The organism is Promicromonospora sp. Marseille-Q5078, assembly GCF_050315395.1.
Lineage (GTDB): Bacteria > Actinomycetota > Actinomycetes > Actinomycetales > Cellulomonadaceae > Isoptericola.
Map to the genome: position 1 here is coordinate 3036888 of NZ_JBNPQG010000001.1, position 13293 is coordinate 3050180.

Annotated in this window: 15 protein-coding genes; 7 read left to right on the plus strand and 8 right to left on the minus strand. The window is 69.9% G+C overall.

Annotated features, from left to right (window positions below):
* Window positions 1-265 precede the first annotated feature (265 nt).
* The gene (locus ACQFYA_RS14150; protein ID WP_499125265.1) at window positions 266-994 is read left to right on the plus strand and encodes an 8-oxoguanine DNA glycosylase OGG fold protein; all 729 of its coding nucleotides are present in this window, start codon (window positions 266-268) and stop codon (window positions 992-994) included.
* Between the two features lie 185 nt (window positions 995-1179).
* On the opposite strand, the gene ACQFYA_RS14155 is transcribed toward ACQFYA_RS14150, so the two are convergent.
* The gene (locus ACQFYA_RS14155; protein ID WP_499125266.1) at window positions 1180-1803 is read right to left on the minus strand and encodes a hypothetical protein; all 624 of its coding nucleotides are present in this window, start codon (window positions 1801-1803) and stop codon (window positions 1180-1182) included.
* Window positions 1804-2014: 211 nt separating this feature from the next.
* On the opposite strand from ACQFYA_RS14155, the gene ACQFYA_RS14160 reads away from it, so the two are divergent.
* On the plus strand, window positions 2015-2755 hold the full coding sequence (locus ACQFYA_RS14160; RefSeq protein ID WP_499125267.1) for an SHOCT domain-containing protein: 741 nt from the start codon (window positions 2015-2017) through the stop codon (window positions 2753-2755).
* 693 nt (window positions 2756-3448) lie between these two features.
* A complete protein-coding gene (locus ACQFYA_RS14165; RefSeq protein ID WP_499125269.1) occupies window positions 3449-3772 on the plus strand; it encodes a hypothetical protein in 324 nt (107 codons plus the stop codon).
* A gap of 16 nt (window positions 3773-3788) precedes the next feature.
* Here ACQFYA_RS14165 and ACQFYA_RS14170 read toward each other — a convergent pair whose 3' ends face one another.
* Window positions 3789-4097 carry a hypothetical protein gene (locus ACQFYA_RS14170; RefSeq protein ID WP_499125270.1) on the minus strand — a complete coding sequence of 103 codons (309 nt, stop codon included), beginning with the start codon at window positions 4095-4097 and terminating at the stop codon, window positions 3789-3791.
* Between the two features lie 344 nt (window positions 4098-4441).
* On the opposite strand from ACQFYA_RS14170, the gene ACQFYA_RS14175 reads away from it, so the two are divergent.
* A complete protein-coding gene (locus tag ACQFYA_RS14175) occupies window positions 4442-5386 on the plus strand; it encodes an alpha/beta hydrolase family protein (protein WP_499125272.1) in 945 nt (314 codons plus the stop codon).
* Window positions 5383-5835 (plus strand): MarR family winged helix-turn-helix transcriptional regulator, encoded by a 453-nt coding sequence (locus ACQFYA_RS14180; protein WP_499125273.1) that lies wholly within the window; start codon window positions 5383-5385, stop codon window positions 5833-5835. Before ACQFYA_RS14175 ends, ACQFYA_RS14180 begins: the two co-directional genes overlap by 4 nt.
* Window positions 5836-5965: 130 nt before the next feature.
* Here ACQFYA_RS14180 and ACQFYA_RS14185 read toward each other — a convergent pair whose 3' ends face one another.
* On the minus strand, window positions 5966-8662 hold the full coding sequence (locus ACQFYA_RS14185) for a beta-glucosidase (RefSeq protein ID WP_499125275.1): 2697 nt from the start codon (window positions 8660-8662) through the stop codon (window positions 5966-5968).
* A 195-nt stretch (window positions 8663-8857) separates the two neighbouring features.
* Window positions 8858-9508, minus strand: a complete 651-nt coding sequence (locus ACQFYA_RS14190; RefSeq protein ID WP_499125277.1) for an NADPH-dependent F420 reductase — start codon at window positions 9506-9508, stop codon at window positions 8858-8860.
* A gap of 113 nt (window positions 9509-9621) precedes the next feature.
* On the opposite strand from ACQFYA_RS14190, the gene ACQFYA_RS14195 reads away from it, so the two are divergent.
* Entirely contained in the window at window positions 9622-10017 is a 396-nt protein-coding gene (locus tag ACQFYA_RS14195; RefSeq protein WP_499125278.1) for a winged helix-turn-helix transcriptional regulator, read from the plus strand.
* A gap of 56 nt (window positions 10018-10073) precedes the next feature.
* Here the strand turns inward: ACQFYA_RS14195 and ACQFYA_RS14200 are convergent, their stop codons facing one another.
* On the minus strand, window positions 10074-10550 hold the full coding sequence (locus ACQFYA_RS14200) for a hypothetical protein (RefSeq protein ID WP_499125280.1): 477 nt from the start codon (window positions 10548-10550) through the stop codon (window positions 10074-10076).
* Window positions 10551-10593: 43 nt separating this feature from the next.
* Here ACQFYA_RS14200 and ACQFYA_RS14205 point away from each other — a divergent pair, with 43 nt between their 5' ends.
* The gene (locus ACQFYA_RS14205) at window positions 10594-10827 is read left to right on the plus strand and encodes a DUF3024 domain-containing protein (RefSeq protein WP_499125282.1); all 234 of its coding nucleotides are present in this window, start codon (window positions 10594-10596) and stop codon (window positions 10825-10827) included.
* Between the two features lie 28 nt (window positions 10828-10855).
* Here ACQFYA_RS14205 and ACQFYA_RS14210 read toward each other — a convergent pair whose 3' ends face one another.
* The 3 genes from ACQFYA_RS14210 to lpdA form a co-directional block, all read right to left on the minus strand.
* Window positions 10856-11188 carry a hypothetical protein gene (locus tag ACQFYA_RS14210; protein ID WP_499125283.1) on the minus strand — a complete coding sequence of 111 codons (333 nt, stop codon included), beginning with the start codon at window positions 11186-11188 and terminating at the stop codon, window positions 10856-10858.
* Complete coding sequence (locus ACQFYA_RS14215; RefSeq protein WP_499125284.1) at window positions 11185-11466, minus strand: BrnT family toxin; 282 nt, start codon at window positions 11464-11466, stop codon at window positions 11185-11187. The genes ACQFYA_RS14210 and ACQFYA_RS14215 overlap by 4 nt, the downstream gene beginning before the upstream one ends.
* 365 nt (window positions 11467-11831) lie before the next feature.
* Window positions 11832-13235: a dihydrolipoyl dehydrogenase gene (gene lpdA / locus ACQFYA_RS14220; protein ID WP_499125285.1), complete on the minus strand. Its 1404-nt coding sequence runs from the start codon at window positions 13233-13235 to the stop codon at window positions 11832-11834.
* Window positions 13236-13293: the final 58 nt, after the last annotated feature.

Genomic DNA, 13293 nt, shown 5'->3' on the forward strand with positions numbered 1-13293 from the left:
CAGGCGGCCACGGAGTCCGGTCGTTTAACGCCCATGGCCTGGTCGATGGGTCGCCGCCGATCCGTCCCCGCAGGGCGACGCGCCTTCATGCTGCGGCAGGGCGGCGGCCCGAGAGGCATCGTGGCAAGTGGCTGGACCCGCGGCCAGGTGGAACGGAACGCGCCTGAGGACCCGTCGGGGTACCCCTCACGGTGGCGACGGCGTGGAGAGATGCGGCGCACCAGCACCCGCGCGTCGTTGTCCGTCGATGGGGAGGACTGACGCCATGGCCGCACGCGACCTGCCGTACGAGCACCTTCTTCGTCCCCTGGAATCCGTCCCACCGATTCCCCGCGATCTCGCTCAGGCGCTCGGAGACGGCGCCCTCCGACCGCAGGGGCAGGAGGCGATGCGATGGACTCGCGAGCGATGGGCGTCGTGGCTGCAGGGCGTGCCAGGCATCGATCCGTTCCTGGACCAGGTACCACCCACGGTGGACCGCGTGGCTATCGCACGACTCGTGCTCGATGCGTACGACGACGGGCGTGACGACCTCGCGTTCGTCGCCGCCATGATCTGGGGTTACGGTCCGTCCGGATACGGGCCCTTTCGGACCAGCCGGGTCTTGCGTGGCGACCGACCGGCCGAGCCTGACGAGCACGTCCTGACCCGGCTCCGAGAGGGAGCTGGCGCCGCACGCCGTCACGGCGCGCTGGCCGGCTTCTATGCCCTGAACAACCGACCGGGCCGGATCCGATTTCTGGGCCCTGCGTTCTTCACCAAGTGGCTCTACTTCACGACAGCCACGGGCGGTCCTGACGATAGCGCCGCTGCTCCGATCCTCGACCTCCGGGTCCAACGCTGGATCGCCCGGCAGACGGGGATCGCTCTTCGACTCGATCGCACCCGTGACTATGCCCGGTATCTGGAACTGCTCGACGCGTGGGGGAAGCGGCCTGAAGGCACACTGAGCCGGGCAACGGTCGAGCGCACGATCTTCTCGCTCACGCAGTAGTGCGTCGTCCAGCGCGTCGGTCACGTCGTGGGTCCTCGGTGAGCGACGATCTCGTCCTCGGCGACGAGCTGACGGCCGTCAGGTGTGCGATTCGCCCCACCCTCGGCCACTCGGACCTTCCGCTCCCGCCAGGCGCCGCACTGCCGGCGCCCACGCATGGACGTCGCACGAGCGGCCACGCAAGGTCAGGAGCGCGCGATGCAGGACTTGCACGCCTCGTTCGCGACGAGACCGACTCGCGAGCCGGTGTCGGCTGCCACCGCGCGTCCGTTGCGCAGGTCCTGCCAGGCCCCAGGCCGGGTGATCTCGCCCCACCGGCTGAAGTCCTCGTCGTCTTTGTGACTGCACCCTGCGAGGTGGCCGACGTGCGACGGCGAGACGTAGACGACCGCGGTGTCGGCCAACATCGACGCGCTCGCGCTGCCGATCCTCGGCGAGCACAGCGCACAAGTCCCCGGCGCCATGTCATGGATGCACAGTTCTTCGCCCATCTCGTCCCTCTTCTCCTCCGGCGCCGCGGCGCCCCCGTTCTGATCCATCCTGTTCACCTCGGCGACGGCACGGATCGCCCCCGCGAGTTCGTGCCAGGCAAAGCGTTCCCCACCGAGGCGGATGACGGTCGAGAGCACCATCGACTTCTGCCCCGTCCCAGCCACCACCCAGCCCGGCAGCAGGCGGACGGGGTCGGTCATGGTCGGAAGGTAGCGCGTGGCGACGACATCGTCCGGAATGAAGAACGCGGCGTTCTCGCGAAGCAGCGGTTCGGGCCGCAATACCCGCTGCCTCGCCCCACGGACCAGCGCAATCATGGCTGCGAGAGAGGCAATCCAAGCATCGCTCGGGTCAGTCCTCGGTCGACGAGTAGATATTCGCCAGCCCACGCAGACTTCACCCGCAATTAGGGGGCTGCGGGCGACGACCTCGCGACGGCGACCACTAGGCTCCCGAGCGGACCGCCAGTAACGCGAACTCACTCAGGAGTGCTCTGGCGAACCACCGGGAACCGACAAAGGTGCGAGGGTGTTCGAGAAGCTCAGCGAGAAGCTCAAGGCGACGCAGCAAGAGTGGCAGACCACCAAGGATGAACGGGCTCGCGAGCACGCGGGACGGGCCGAGGCTGCGGGCCGGCTCGTGACCAGTGGTGTGTTCGGCACGACGACGGTCGAGTTGTATGAAGGCGGCTACGCGCGCATTGCACTCCCCGGCAGGGACGCCACTGCAGTGAGCCCGATCACCAAGAAGACCCCCTACGAGAAGCTCGTGTCGGCCACCTTCACAGGACCCGAATCGGAGAGGCAGGCTGTCACCCAGCCACCCGCCGCCGGAATCGAGGGCACCGTGGGCCAGGTCGTGACGGCGGTCTTCAGGAGCGGCAGCGCCGCGATGAAGTCGTCGACCATCACGGGCCTCGCAGCAACGGGCGTCAGCCACCTGGCCATGTCGATGACATACAAGGCGACCTTGACGATCGTGACCGACAAGGAAATACACACAGTCACCAACGTCGTCAGCAACTCTGTGGGGGTCAAGATCCCCAAGGCCGACCACATCGAGGCAGGTCGCATCCTCGCCGCGACCGCTGCACAGATTCTCGGTCACACCACACCCGGACCTGCTGCTGACGCCACTGAGCCGCTGTCCGCGCCCGTGAACCAGACCGTGAGCGATCGCCTCCGAGAGCTCGCAGTCCTCCATTCGGAAGGCATCCTCGGGGAGAACGAGTACGCGGCAGCGAAGGCACGTCTCCTCTCAGAATTCTAGTTCGGCCTGCGCCGCGAAGACTGCCGGGAACATCCCTTCCAGCAGCACCCTCCATGGCGCTCGGCCCGGTGGTGCGACCGACGTGCTGCACGCTCCGCCGCCATCGGATACTCCCGCCCAGCCGAGATCACCCGCAACGAGACCGTCGCACCCGGCAGGTGTGCGAGTCTCCAAGTGACGGCACCCTCTGACGAAGGAGTGATCGATGGAGATCGGAGAGTAGCTGGTCGGCGCCTACGTGCGCCAAGTCCGCGGATGCCACACCGTCGCGTACAACGCCTAACCTCCCGGACCAGCAGGGCGAGATCGACTCATCGGAATCGCCGGAGCGGGCGACGAGCAGTCTGTCTGGATCGCCGAGGCCGTGATCCACCTCGATGACCTGAACTACGGCAGTTACCCCGTGACCATCGCGAAGGTCCGACAGAAGGCCGACGGGGCACACCGGTACGCGCACGTTGTGCACCATGGTCGGCGACAAGCCGCAGTTCGTCAGCCCGCCACAGGCACCGGCGCCGTAGGTCGAGCGCGAGCGGCGACGACACCGACGCGCGACGCTTCGAGACGCCTCGGGCGCCAGACGTGTAGACGCGAGAGCCCTGGCCAGCGTGGCGCGGTGGACGACGCCCGAGGTCCTCGATGACGCGCCCAGCGGTATCAATGGCGCAGTCCCGCTCCGTGTACGTTCTGGCCATGACTGACGGTGCGGATCTCTCATACGAGGTGACGCGGTCCGCAGGTCGCCGACGCCAACGCCGAGTCGCGGGACTCGTCACCGCCACGTTGCTGGTCGTCGGCGCACTCGCCCTCGTGCCGTTCGTGTTGCTGCCGCACATGGCTGTGTGGATCTACGCCCTGGCCTGCGGCGCTCTTCTAGTGGTCGCAGGGTTCCTGCCCAAGAGATCGGTCTGGCGAGTGCTGTGCGTCGTCGTCGCCGTCGGGATTGCACTGATCGTCGGTCCATACGTTCTCGCCGACGTCCTCAGCTTCGTTCCCGACGCGACCGTCGACGGATGACGCCCGCCGACGCGCGTCACGGCCGCCGACCCCAGGTGGTGACGAACTGGTACGTCCAGGCGCTGAAACGCGGGTCGGACATCAGGTCCCGGAAGCGATGCAGCTCGTCCGTGGTGAGCCCCTCGTCCAGGAGCGGTCGTTCGGCCTGCAGCACCACGCTGCGGTAGTACAGCAGCCCAGGTGAGCCGCCGCGGGCGGTGAAGGCGCCCTCCAGCCCGCGGATGTCCTCCAGTCCGGCGTCGCGCATGTGCCGGCCGACGTCGCGCGCCCACTCGAAGTTCATGCCGGCCGCGGGGCCGACACGGTTCGTGCCGACGTCGAGCACGTGGTCGAACAGCTCCGCGTCGGCCGGCTCAGCGGACGGCGCGGAGACGGGAACACGCTCGGAGACGTCGGTGACGACCAGCCATCCGCCGGGCGCGAGCGCATCGACCAGCGCGCCGAGGATCTGCTCGCGCCGTGCCAGTGAAGGACGTCGAGAACGAGGCCGCGGCGACCGCCACCGTCTGATCGGCGCGCCCCGAGACGGCGGATCGTGCGGGCCTCGGGTCCCGCGCGGTCCGCCGTCGTCGTTCCCGTCCTCGCTGCCCACAGCGCTCGTCCCTGGGACATCCGCCGTTCCGGGCGCCGGTCGGCGACAGGTCCCGTCGTGCCGCTAGGGTATTTCGCATGCGAAGTGATGACCCGACGACGGTGGACTCCGACGAGCTGCGGATCCAGATCCCGGCGGGCGGCTGGGTCGTCGGCACGGTGCGGAAGCCCGCCGACGAGACGCCGCGCGGCGTCGTGGTCATCCACCCCGCGACGGCGGTCCCCGAGCGTCTGTACACGGGGTTCGCGGAGTTCCTCGCCGTCAACGGGTACGCGGCCGTCACGTACGACTACCGCGGCACTGGGCGGTCCGGCAGCCCGCGCGACCATCGCGGCCTGCGCATGCGGGACTGGATGGCCGACGACGTGCCCGCGGTCGCCGCGTGGGCGCGCCCGCGGTTCGGCGACGTGCCGCAGCTCGCCGTCGGGCACAGCATCGGCGGGCACGCCCTGGCGCTGGGTCACGGGTCGCGGGGCCTGGCCGGGTTCGTCACGGTCGCGTCGCACGCCGGCGTGACGGCCACCATCCCCGACCGCCGCGAGCGGGCGCGTGTCGGGCTGATCCTGCGGGCGCTCGGCCCCGCGACCGCTCGGGTGCTGGGCTACGTGCCCGGCCGCCGCCTGGGCCTCGGGGAGGACCTGCCCGCCGCGGCGATGCGCGAGTGGGGCCGCTGGTCGAGGCTGCCGGGCTACTTCTTCGACGACCCGACCATGAACGCCGCCGCGGACGCGGCGCGCGTCACGGGCGACGTGCTCGCCGTCGGCTTCACCGACGACCCGTGGGCCACGCCCGCGCAGATCGACGCGATCACCGACCACCTGACCGGCGCCCGGGTCGAGCGGCGTACGTGGAGCCCGGCCGACGGCGGCGTCTCGACGATCGGGCACACCGGGTTCTTCCGCCGCGGGCTGCGCGAGACCCTGTGGCCGGAGCTGCTCGCGTGGCTCGACGCGCGTGCCGAGGCCGCCCCCGCACAGCAGGACTCGGCAGTCCGCCTCCGGGGCAAGAAAGCCCGCCAATGACGGACGACCGGCAGCGGCCGCCGCGGCTGGTCTTCCTCACCACCGCGGCGGAGCGCCAGCTGCGCCGGTGGATCGCGCGGCGCGGCGGCGCGCACACTGCCGGGAACGGCCGTCAGGGATTCGGCGCCCCCGCGGCTGGCGTCCTGCTGCACCTCGCCGACCACCCCGGCGCGACGATCGGCGAGGTGACGGCTGCGCTGCAGGCCTCCCCCGCGGGCGCCAGCGGCCTGCTGGCCCGCATGGAACGCGCCGGCCTCGTGCGCCGTCGTACCGACCCCGACGACCGGCGCACCGTCCGCCTGGACCTCACGCCCGCTGGCACCGCGGCGCTGGACGACGTCCGCGCCGCGCTGGCCGAGCTGAACGACCGCCTCACCGACGGCTTCAGCCCCGACGAGCTGGCGACCGTCACCCGGTGGCTGGAGCACGTCACACGCACGCTCCCCTAGCAGGGCAGGCCGCCACGATCGACGGCGACGGCCTCGGGCAGCGGGTAGGCCTTCGGAGGGGCTCCCGTGCCCGGCGACGTACAGCGCGGCACCGCCGACGACGAGCTGGCAGCGAGCGCGCAGGTCACGGTCAGTCGATCAGCATGCTCCCCGACACCCGGATGTCACGGGAGGAGGAACCGACGTAGATCGGCACCGCTCCGGACGGGGTGACCCATCGCCCACCGAGCTCGTTGTCCGAGACCCGCCAGTACGACATCAGACGGTCGCTCTCGCCGGGTTGGACCCGGATCCGCACCGTGGCCCGCTCACCGGGCTCCAGCGTCACGCGTTCCCATCCGGCGAGCTGCCGGCGCGGGGTCGGCGTCCGGGTGGGGAGCTGCCCGTGGTAGACCTGCACCACCTCCGTGCCCGTGCGGTCCCCGGTGTTGTGGAGCCGCACCGTGACCCGGCCGTCCGCGTTGCCCTGCGGGTTGCGGACCCTTAGGTTGGAGTACTCGAACGTGGTGTAGGAGAGCCCGTGACCGAACGGGAAGGCGGGTGTCAGGAACCGGGCGTCGTACCCCCGGTAGCCCACGCCGATGCCCTCCTCGAACGTCGTCGTCGGGTCGGGGACGTTGAACTCCAGTGACGGGTTGCTGATCCCGATCCGCTCGGGCTGGGACTCCCGGGCCGGGAAGGTCACCGGCAGCTTGCCGCCGGGGTTCACGTCGCCGTAGAGGACGTCGGCGACGGCCTCGCCCTGCTCCTCGCCCGGGAACCAGGCCTCCAGCACGGCACCCACCCTGTTCAGCCACGGCGTGAGGACAGGCCCTCCGGTGGCGAGCACGACCACGGTGTTCGGGTTCGCCCTCGACACCGCACGGATGAGGCGGTCCTGGTCCTGCGGCAGCTGCAGCGAGTGCAGGTCGGCCGCCTCGCCCTCGAGCGTCGACGCCACCACCACGGCCACGTCCGCCTGCCGCGCGGCGCGTACCGCCTCGCGGATCTGCGGCGAGGCGTTGGCGGCCGGCGGCTGCCACGCGAGCCTGACGGTGGGCCCGGGAACCTCCGGTCCGCAGCACTGGCCCGGGGTGTCGTCCTGGTAGCTGAGCCGGACCTGGTACTCCTCACCGGCGACGAGGCGGATCTGCTCCAGGTAGTTGTTCAGACCCACCTGGCTCTCCTCCACCAGCGTCTCCCCGTCGACGGCGAGCCTGAAGGTGCCCATGCCGCGGACGCCGAGCTGGTAGTTCCCGGTCCGCACCGGCGTCAGCGTGCCCTCGTACAGCGCGGTCATGGGCTGGGTCGCGTACTCGATGGGGATCAGCGGTGCCGGGCTCGGGTTGAGGCCGAACGTGCCGATCAGGCCGCCGTTACCGGTGCGGTGGTTGACCTGGTCCTCGATCCGCACCTCGCCGGGGTCCTGCGGGTCGTCCCCCTGGAAGCCCAGGAAGTACGACGCGCGCACGCCCTGCTCGTCCGGCGCTCCGCCTGCGGGTGTCAGCACGCCCGACGGCACCGGCGCGGGTCCGCCCAGCGTGTCCCCGTAGCGCGTCGTGTCGCCGCCTTCCCGGTAGGTGACCTCGGCGTCCGATCGCTCGGTCACCCCGTCGACGATGGTCGTGAGACGGCCCGGGTTGGGTACGGACGGGCTGCCGAACATGTCGATGTACCGGTCGGCGTCGGGACCGATCAGGGCGACGGAGTCGTCGGGCGAGAGCGGCAGGGTCTCGGCGTCGTTCTTGAGCAGCACCGTGCCTTCGGCCGCGATCTCGCGCGACAGCTCGGCGCCGTCGTCCAGCATGAAGCCGGGCACCACGCCGCCGGGCAGGTCCTGGGAGGGGACGTCGAGGGTGCCGTTCGGAGGATTGTCGATGACCCCCTGCTCGAAGAAGGTCCGCAGCACCCGGTGCACCATGTCGTCGAACCGGGCCTGTGTCAGCGTGCCGTCGGCCAAGGCCTGCTCGACCGAGGCGCGTCCGAGGTCCGGCGCGCAGATGTCGACGCCCTTGGTGTACGCCGTGTAGTCCGGGCAGGCGTTGAAGTCGGACGACACCCATCCGGGGAACCCCCACTCCTCCTTGAGGATGTCCTCCAGGAGGTGGTCGTTGGCGCAGGCGAACTCGTCGTTGACCTGCTGGAAGGCACACATCACGGCGCCGGGCTCCGCGCTCTTGACGATGTGCTCCCAGGGGCGGGCGAAGATCTCGTGCAGCGCACGCTCACCGATCAGTTCGTTCACTCCCGCCCTGGAGGTCTCCTGGTAGTTGCCCACGTAGTGTTTGGCCAGCGAGTACACGCCCTGCTGCTGCTGCACCCCCTCGACCACAGCGGCAGGCAGACGGCCGGCCAGCAGCGGGTCTTCGCTGAACGACTCGCCGCGGCGGCCGAAGTGCGGGCTGCGGATGATGTCGGAGGTGGGTGCGGTGACGCCGTCGAACCCCGTGCGCCACGCTTCCTTCCCGACCTGGACGCCGTACTCGTGGGCCAGCTCGTCACTGAACGTCGCGGCCAACGAGATGCTCTTCGGCAGAGCCGTGGTGGGCGTCTCCAGGGAGTCCGCGAGGCTGATGCCGCAGCAGCCGTCCTTCTCCTTGCGCGAGGGGATCCCGAGCTCGGGGATCGGGGTCGACGGGTTCGCCTCGAACAGGTTCAGCTTCTCCTCGGTGGTCATCACCGCGGCCAGACGGTCCGCCCTCTCGTCCGAGGTCAGGCCGCGCGCCAGCCACGCCTCGTCGGCGCGGTCGGTCGAGGCCACCGACACCGACGGACTGTCCTCCGGCGGGTCGCTGTCGGCAGCCGCGGCGAAGGACATCGGCGCCAGCAGCGCCAGCGCAGCCAGCAAGCCCGCACTCACGGTGAGGGGCGTTCGGTGGAGTCTGGTCGACGATGACATCCGAGCCTCCGGTGGCCGGTGCGGTCCACGGCACACTCGTATCAGGGCTGGGTCTGAGTCTTGGTACGAGTGTGATCCACGCCACACCCATGCCTAGGACTGTAGGCCTGGACAGGCCCAGCCACAAGGCATCGGCAGCGATGGCTACGGGACCATGGGCACCCGCGTCGTGACGCGATGGAACCCAGGGACGACGGACTGCGGATCGATCCCCGCCGCGGCGAGCGCGATCACCACTCCCGCCAGCTCCTCGAGCTGCCGTGCGCGACCGATCCCGCCGATCCGGTGTGCGGTCGCTCCCAGGCTCCCGACCAGCTCCGCGGCGGACCGCGCTGCACCGTGGTCGTCGGTCGCGAAGGGCACCGTGACACCGGTGGCCGGCGCGGACCACGTCTGCGCCGGGTGCAGGTTGAGCGCCTTGACGACCCTGGCGCCGGGCGCCCACGAGGAGATCGCCTCTGCCGCAGATCCGGCTGGAAGGAGGTGCTCGCCGACTCCGTGCTCCACGGGGTTGGTCGGGTCGATCACCACGGTGCCCGCGAGGTTGCCCCGCGCCGCGCCGACCGCGTCCAGAACCTCCGCGACCCCGGTCCAGGAGATCGCCAGGAGGACGGCGTCGACCTCACGGACCGCGTCCGACAGCGAGGCGCACGACGCGCGAGAGCCGAGTCGCGCGGCGATCTCGTCCGCCTTCTGCCGGGATCGTCCGGCCAGGACGACCTCGTGCCCCGCGGACGCCCAACCTCGCGCGAGAGTGCTCCCCAGCGCTCCCGTCCCCAGGATTCCGATCCGCATTCGACGACCTCCACGTCTCTCATTCCGACCGACGCCGGGATCGACGTCAGGACACGAACCTAGGGACGGCGTTGCGCACCGAACGGTGCGCCGGAACGACGCAGAGTGGACGCATGAGCACGGCGGACCACGAATTCGTCGCCGACTGCCGCGTGCGGGCGGCGACCGACGTCCTGGCGCACCGATGGGACCCGGTCGTCCTCGCCGCCCTCGGCGAAGGCCCGGCGCGGCGCGGCGACCTGAAGACCAGGATCGGCGGGATGCAGGACAAGCCGCTCACCGAGACGCTTGCCCGGCTCGTCCGCTGGGGTCTGGTCGAGCGCGAACGCCACCGCGAGTCGCCGCAGAGGGTCATGTACGGGCTCACCGCCCTGGGGCGGAGCCTGCACGACGGACCTCTGACCGCCCTCGCCGCCTGGGCGGTCGACCATGGCGACGAGCTGCTACGAGGCCAGGGCGAGCCCGTGACCGGCGAAAAGCCACTCCGCGCGTGGATCCTCTCGCGCTGACAGGGCTCTCGGCGGGCTGGACCGCGGGCTGGAGACCCGACGGGGAGACCCGAGGGTCAGAGCACCCAGGTGGTCTCGGCCTCAGTCGGGCCGCCGCACTCGGCTGTCCCGCCCACGCGCACCCAGCGGACGTCGACCTCTGTCCGCTCGAGCACGTCCCCCTCGTCGCCCAGCACTTGGAGCATGATCGAGCTCGCCCCGGAGAAGAGCTGGAAGGTCCACGTGTCTCCGTCGTGCGTCGTCGGGATCGCGGGCACCTCCGCGTCCGGCGGGTACGGCGGCTGCCACTGGTCACCGTCGCGCACCTGGAGGACGGCCACCTCGGACGTGTCTCCGTCGAGAGTCACCTCGAGGACGCTGGAGTAGCCGATCGCCGGGCACGCCCGTTGCGTCCCGGGCACGTCGGGTGCCACGACGGCGGCGACGACGGTGAGCGCCACGATGCCGAGCGCCGCCACCGCCGCCCAGAGCGGCAGCCGCAGACGCCGCGAGCGCTCCGGTGCCGGCGGTCGATCACTGTCGGATGGCGACATCGCTCCTCCCGAGGTGGTCCGTCATCACCATCATGTCGCGAGGTTGAGCGTTCTTGCGTGTGCCCGCCAGCGCCACCCGCCATGGGACGGCCAGGGCGACTGGACCCGGTTCCCGATCGCCCGACTGCGCTACACCGCGACGTCCGGCCAGTGGAGCATCTACTGGCGCGACCGGAACCTGAAGTTCCACGAGTACAAGCGGACGCGGACGACGAAGAACGTCCAGGGCCTGCTCGACCACATCGGCAGCCCACGAGGACCCGATCTTCTGGGGTGAGGCGTCACGCCCTACCTCAGTGGGCTGATCACGACGCGGGCGCGAGCAAGTCCTGACGAAGCGTCGCTCGAAGCGCATGCCGCACGGCCGCCTCGACGTCGGGAAGGTCTGCGCTGCCGCTGTCCAACGACTGCAGCAGGAGGGCTCGCGCCACCGTCGATGTCGGCAGTCCACGTTCCTCGGCGAGGATCTCGAGCCGCTCCAGCTCATCGCTGTTGAGCCGGATCTGAAGCACGCGGGACCGCGAATGTCCACGGGTCACCCTGACCTCCGACAGGTCCCGCAGCTGCTCGCCCCGCTCTTCGGCCTCTTCAGCCGCCTGTGACTCGGCAGCGAGGACCTTCGCGATGTCCTTGGTCATGGCGTTCCTCCCTCTCGGTAGATCCGGCAGTCCTTCGAGTTGGACGGCCATCCGTTGATGCCGTAGCCCGTCGGCTTGTGGACGAGGACGGTCAACACCTCGCCGCGGCTGGCACAGAAGCCGACGATCCGAACTCCATCGCCACTGCGACTGTTGTAGTCAGGATCGATCACGACACGGTTCGGGTCTCCCAGCGCCTCGTTCGCTTCGGCAGGTCGAACGCCGTGCCCGTCCCACATGTGGGCGGCACGCTGCGACCAGTCCGCCGTCTCGAACACCGCACTAGCGTATTACAACGTACGACGCAGCGGAAGGGCGCGCGACAGTGCCTGGGCAGTCGGCGGCTTCATGCCTGACAGTCGGGATGGCGACCGCCAGCCGCTCGCGCAGCTTGTCGAGATCGGTGCGGATGAGCCTGCCCACGCGCCCCATGCCTCGCGACGCTGTCGCACCGCACCCTTCTCGGCCAACTCGACCTCCCGGTGTCGTGCCGCCTGCGTGCCACATCTCGTGGCACGCAGGGGTCCTTCTGTCTCGAGGTGTCCAGGCCGCCCCAAGACAGAAAAGAGGCCCGGACCTGCGAAAACTCGCGGATCCGGGCCTCTGACCAGGCGATCGGACAGTGTCCGATTTGCCCTGGTGACTACAGGTTGATCATGTGCCCGACGGCGCCGTGGATGGCCTCCTGGACGGACTCCGACAGGGTCGGGTGCGTGTGCACGTTGCGCGCGACCTCGTCGGCGGTGAGGTCCCACTTCTGTGCCAGGGTCAGCTCGGGCAGCATCTCGGAGACGTCCGGGCCGATCATGTGCGCACCGAGCAGCTCGTTGTACTTGGTGTCGACGAGGATCTTGACGAACCCGGTGGTGTCGCCGAGGCCGTGGGCCTTGCCGTTGGCCATGAACGGGAAGCTGGTGGCCTTGACGTCGTAGCCCTCGTCCTTGGCCTGCTGCTCGGTGAGGCCGAACGACGCGACCTGCGGGGAGCAGAACGTGGCGCGCGGCATCATGCGGTAGTCGCCGAGCGTCATGGTCTCGGCGCCGCCGATGGTCTCGGCGGCGACGACGCCCTGCGCCTCCGCGACGTGCGCCAGCATGAGCTTGGCGGTGACGTCGCCGATGGCGTAGATGTGCGGCACGTTGGTGCGCATGTGGTCGTCGATGGCGATGGCGCCGCGCTCGGTGAGCTGCACGCCGGTGTTCTCGAGGCCGAAGTTCTCGACGTTCGGGGCGAAGCCGACGGCGGACAGCACCTTGTCGACGACGATCTCGCCGGGCTTGTCGTCCTTGACGCCCTTGTAGGAGACGGTGACCGACGAGCCGTTGTCCTTGATCGTCTGGACGGCGGTGGACGTCAGGATGGTGACGCCCATCTTCTTGTACTGCTTGGCGATCTCCTTGGAGACGTCCGCGTCCTCGTTCGGCAGCGCACGGTCGAGGAACTCGATGATCGTGACGTCCACGCCGTAGTTCTTGAGGACGTACGCGAACTCCATGCCGATGGCGCCGGCGCCGACGATGGCGATCGACTCCGGCAGCTCGCGCGTCATGATCTGCTTCTCGTAGGTCACGACGTTCTCGGAGAGCTCGACGCCCGGGAGCAGCTTGACCTGCGAGCCGGTGGCGATGATCGCGTTGTCGAACGTCACCGTCTCGGTGCCGCCGGAGTTCAGCGCCACCTCGATCGTGTTCGCGTCGCGGAACGTGCCGCGACCGTCGTACTCGGTGATCTTGTTCTTCTTCATGAGGAAGTGGACGCCCTTGGTACGGCCGTCCGCGACCACCCGGGAGCGGTCGAACGCCTTGCCGAAGTCGAACGTCACGTCACCCGACATGCCGAAGAAGTCGGCCTGGTGGTTGAAGATGTGGGCGAGCTCCGCGTTGCGCAGGAGGGCCTTGGAGGGGATGCAGCCCACGTTGAGGCAGACACCACCCCAGTACTTCTCCTCGATGATGGCGACGGACTTGCCGAGCTGGGCCGCGCGGATCGCGGCGACATAGCCGCCGGGGCCAGCCCCGAGGAGGACGACGTCGTAGTGGGAAGCCATGGGCCCAGCCTATTAGCGGTCCGGACCGACCGCGGCGTGACGTCCGTCGCACCTGGGC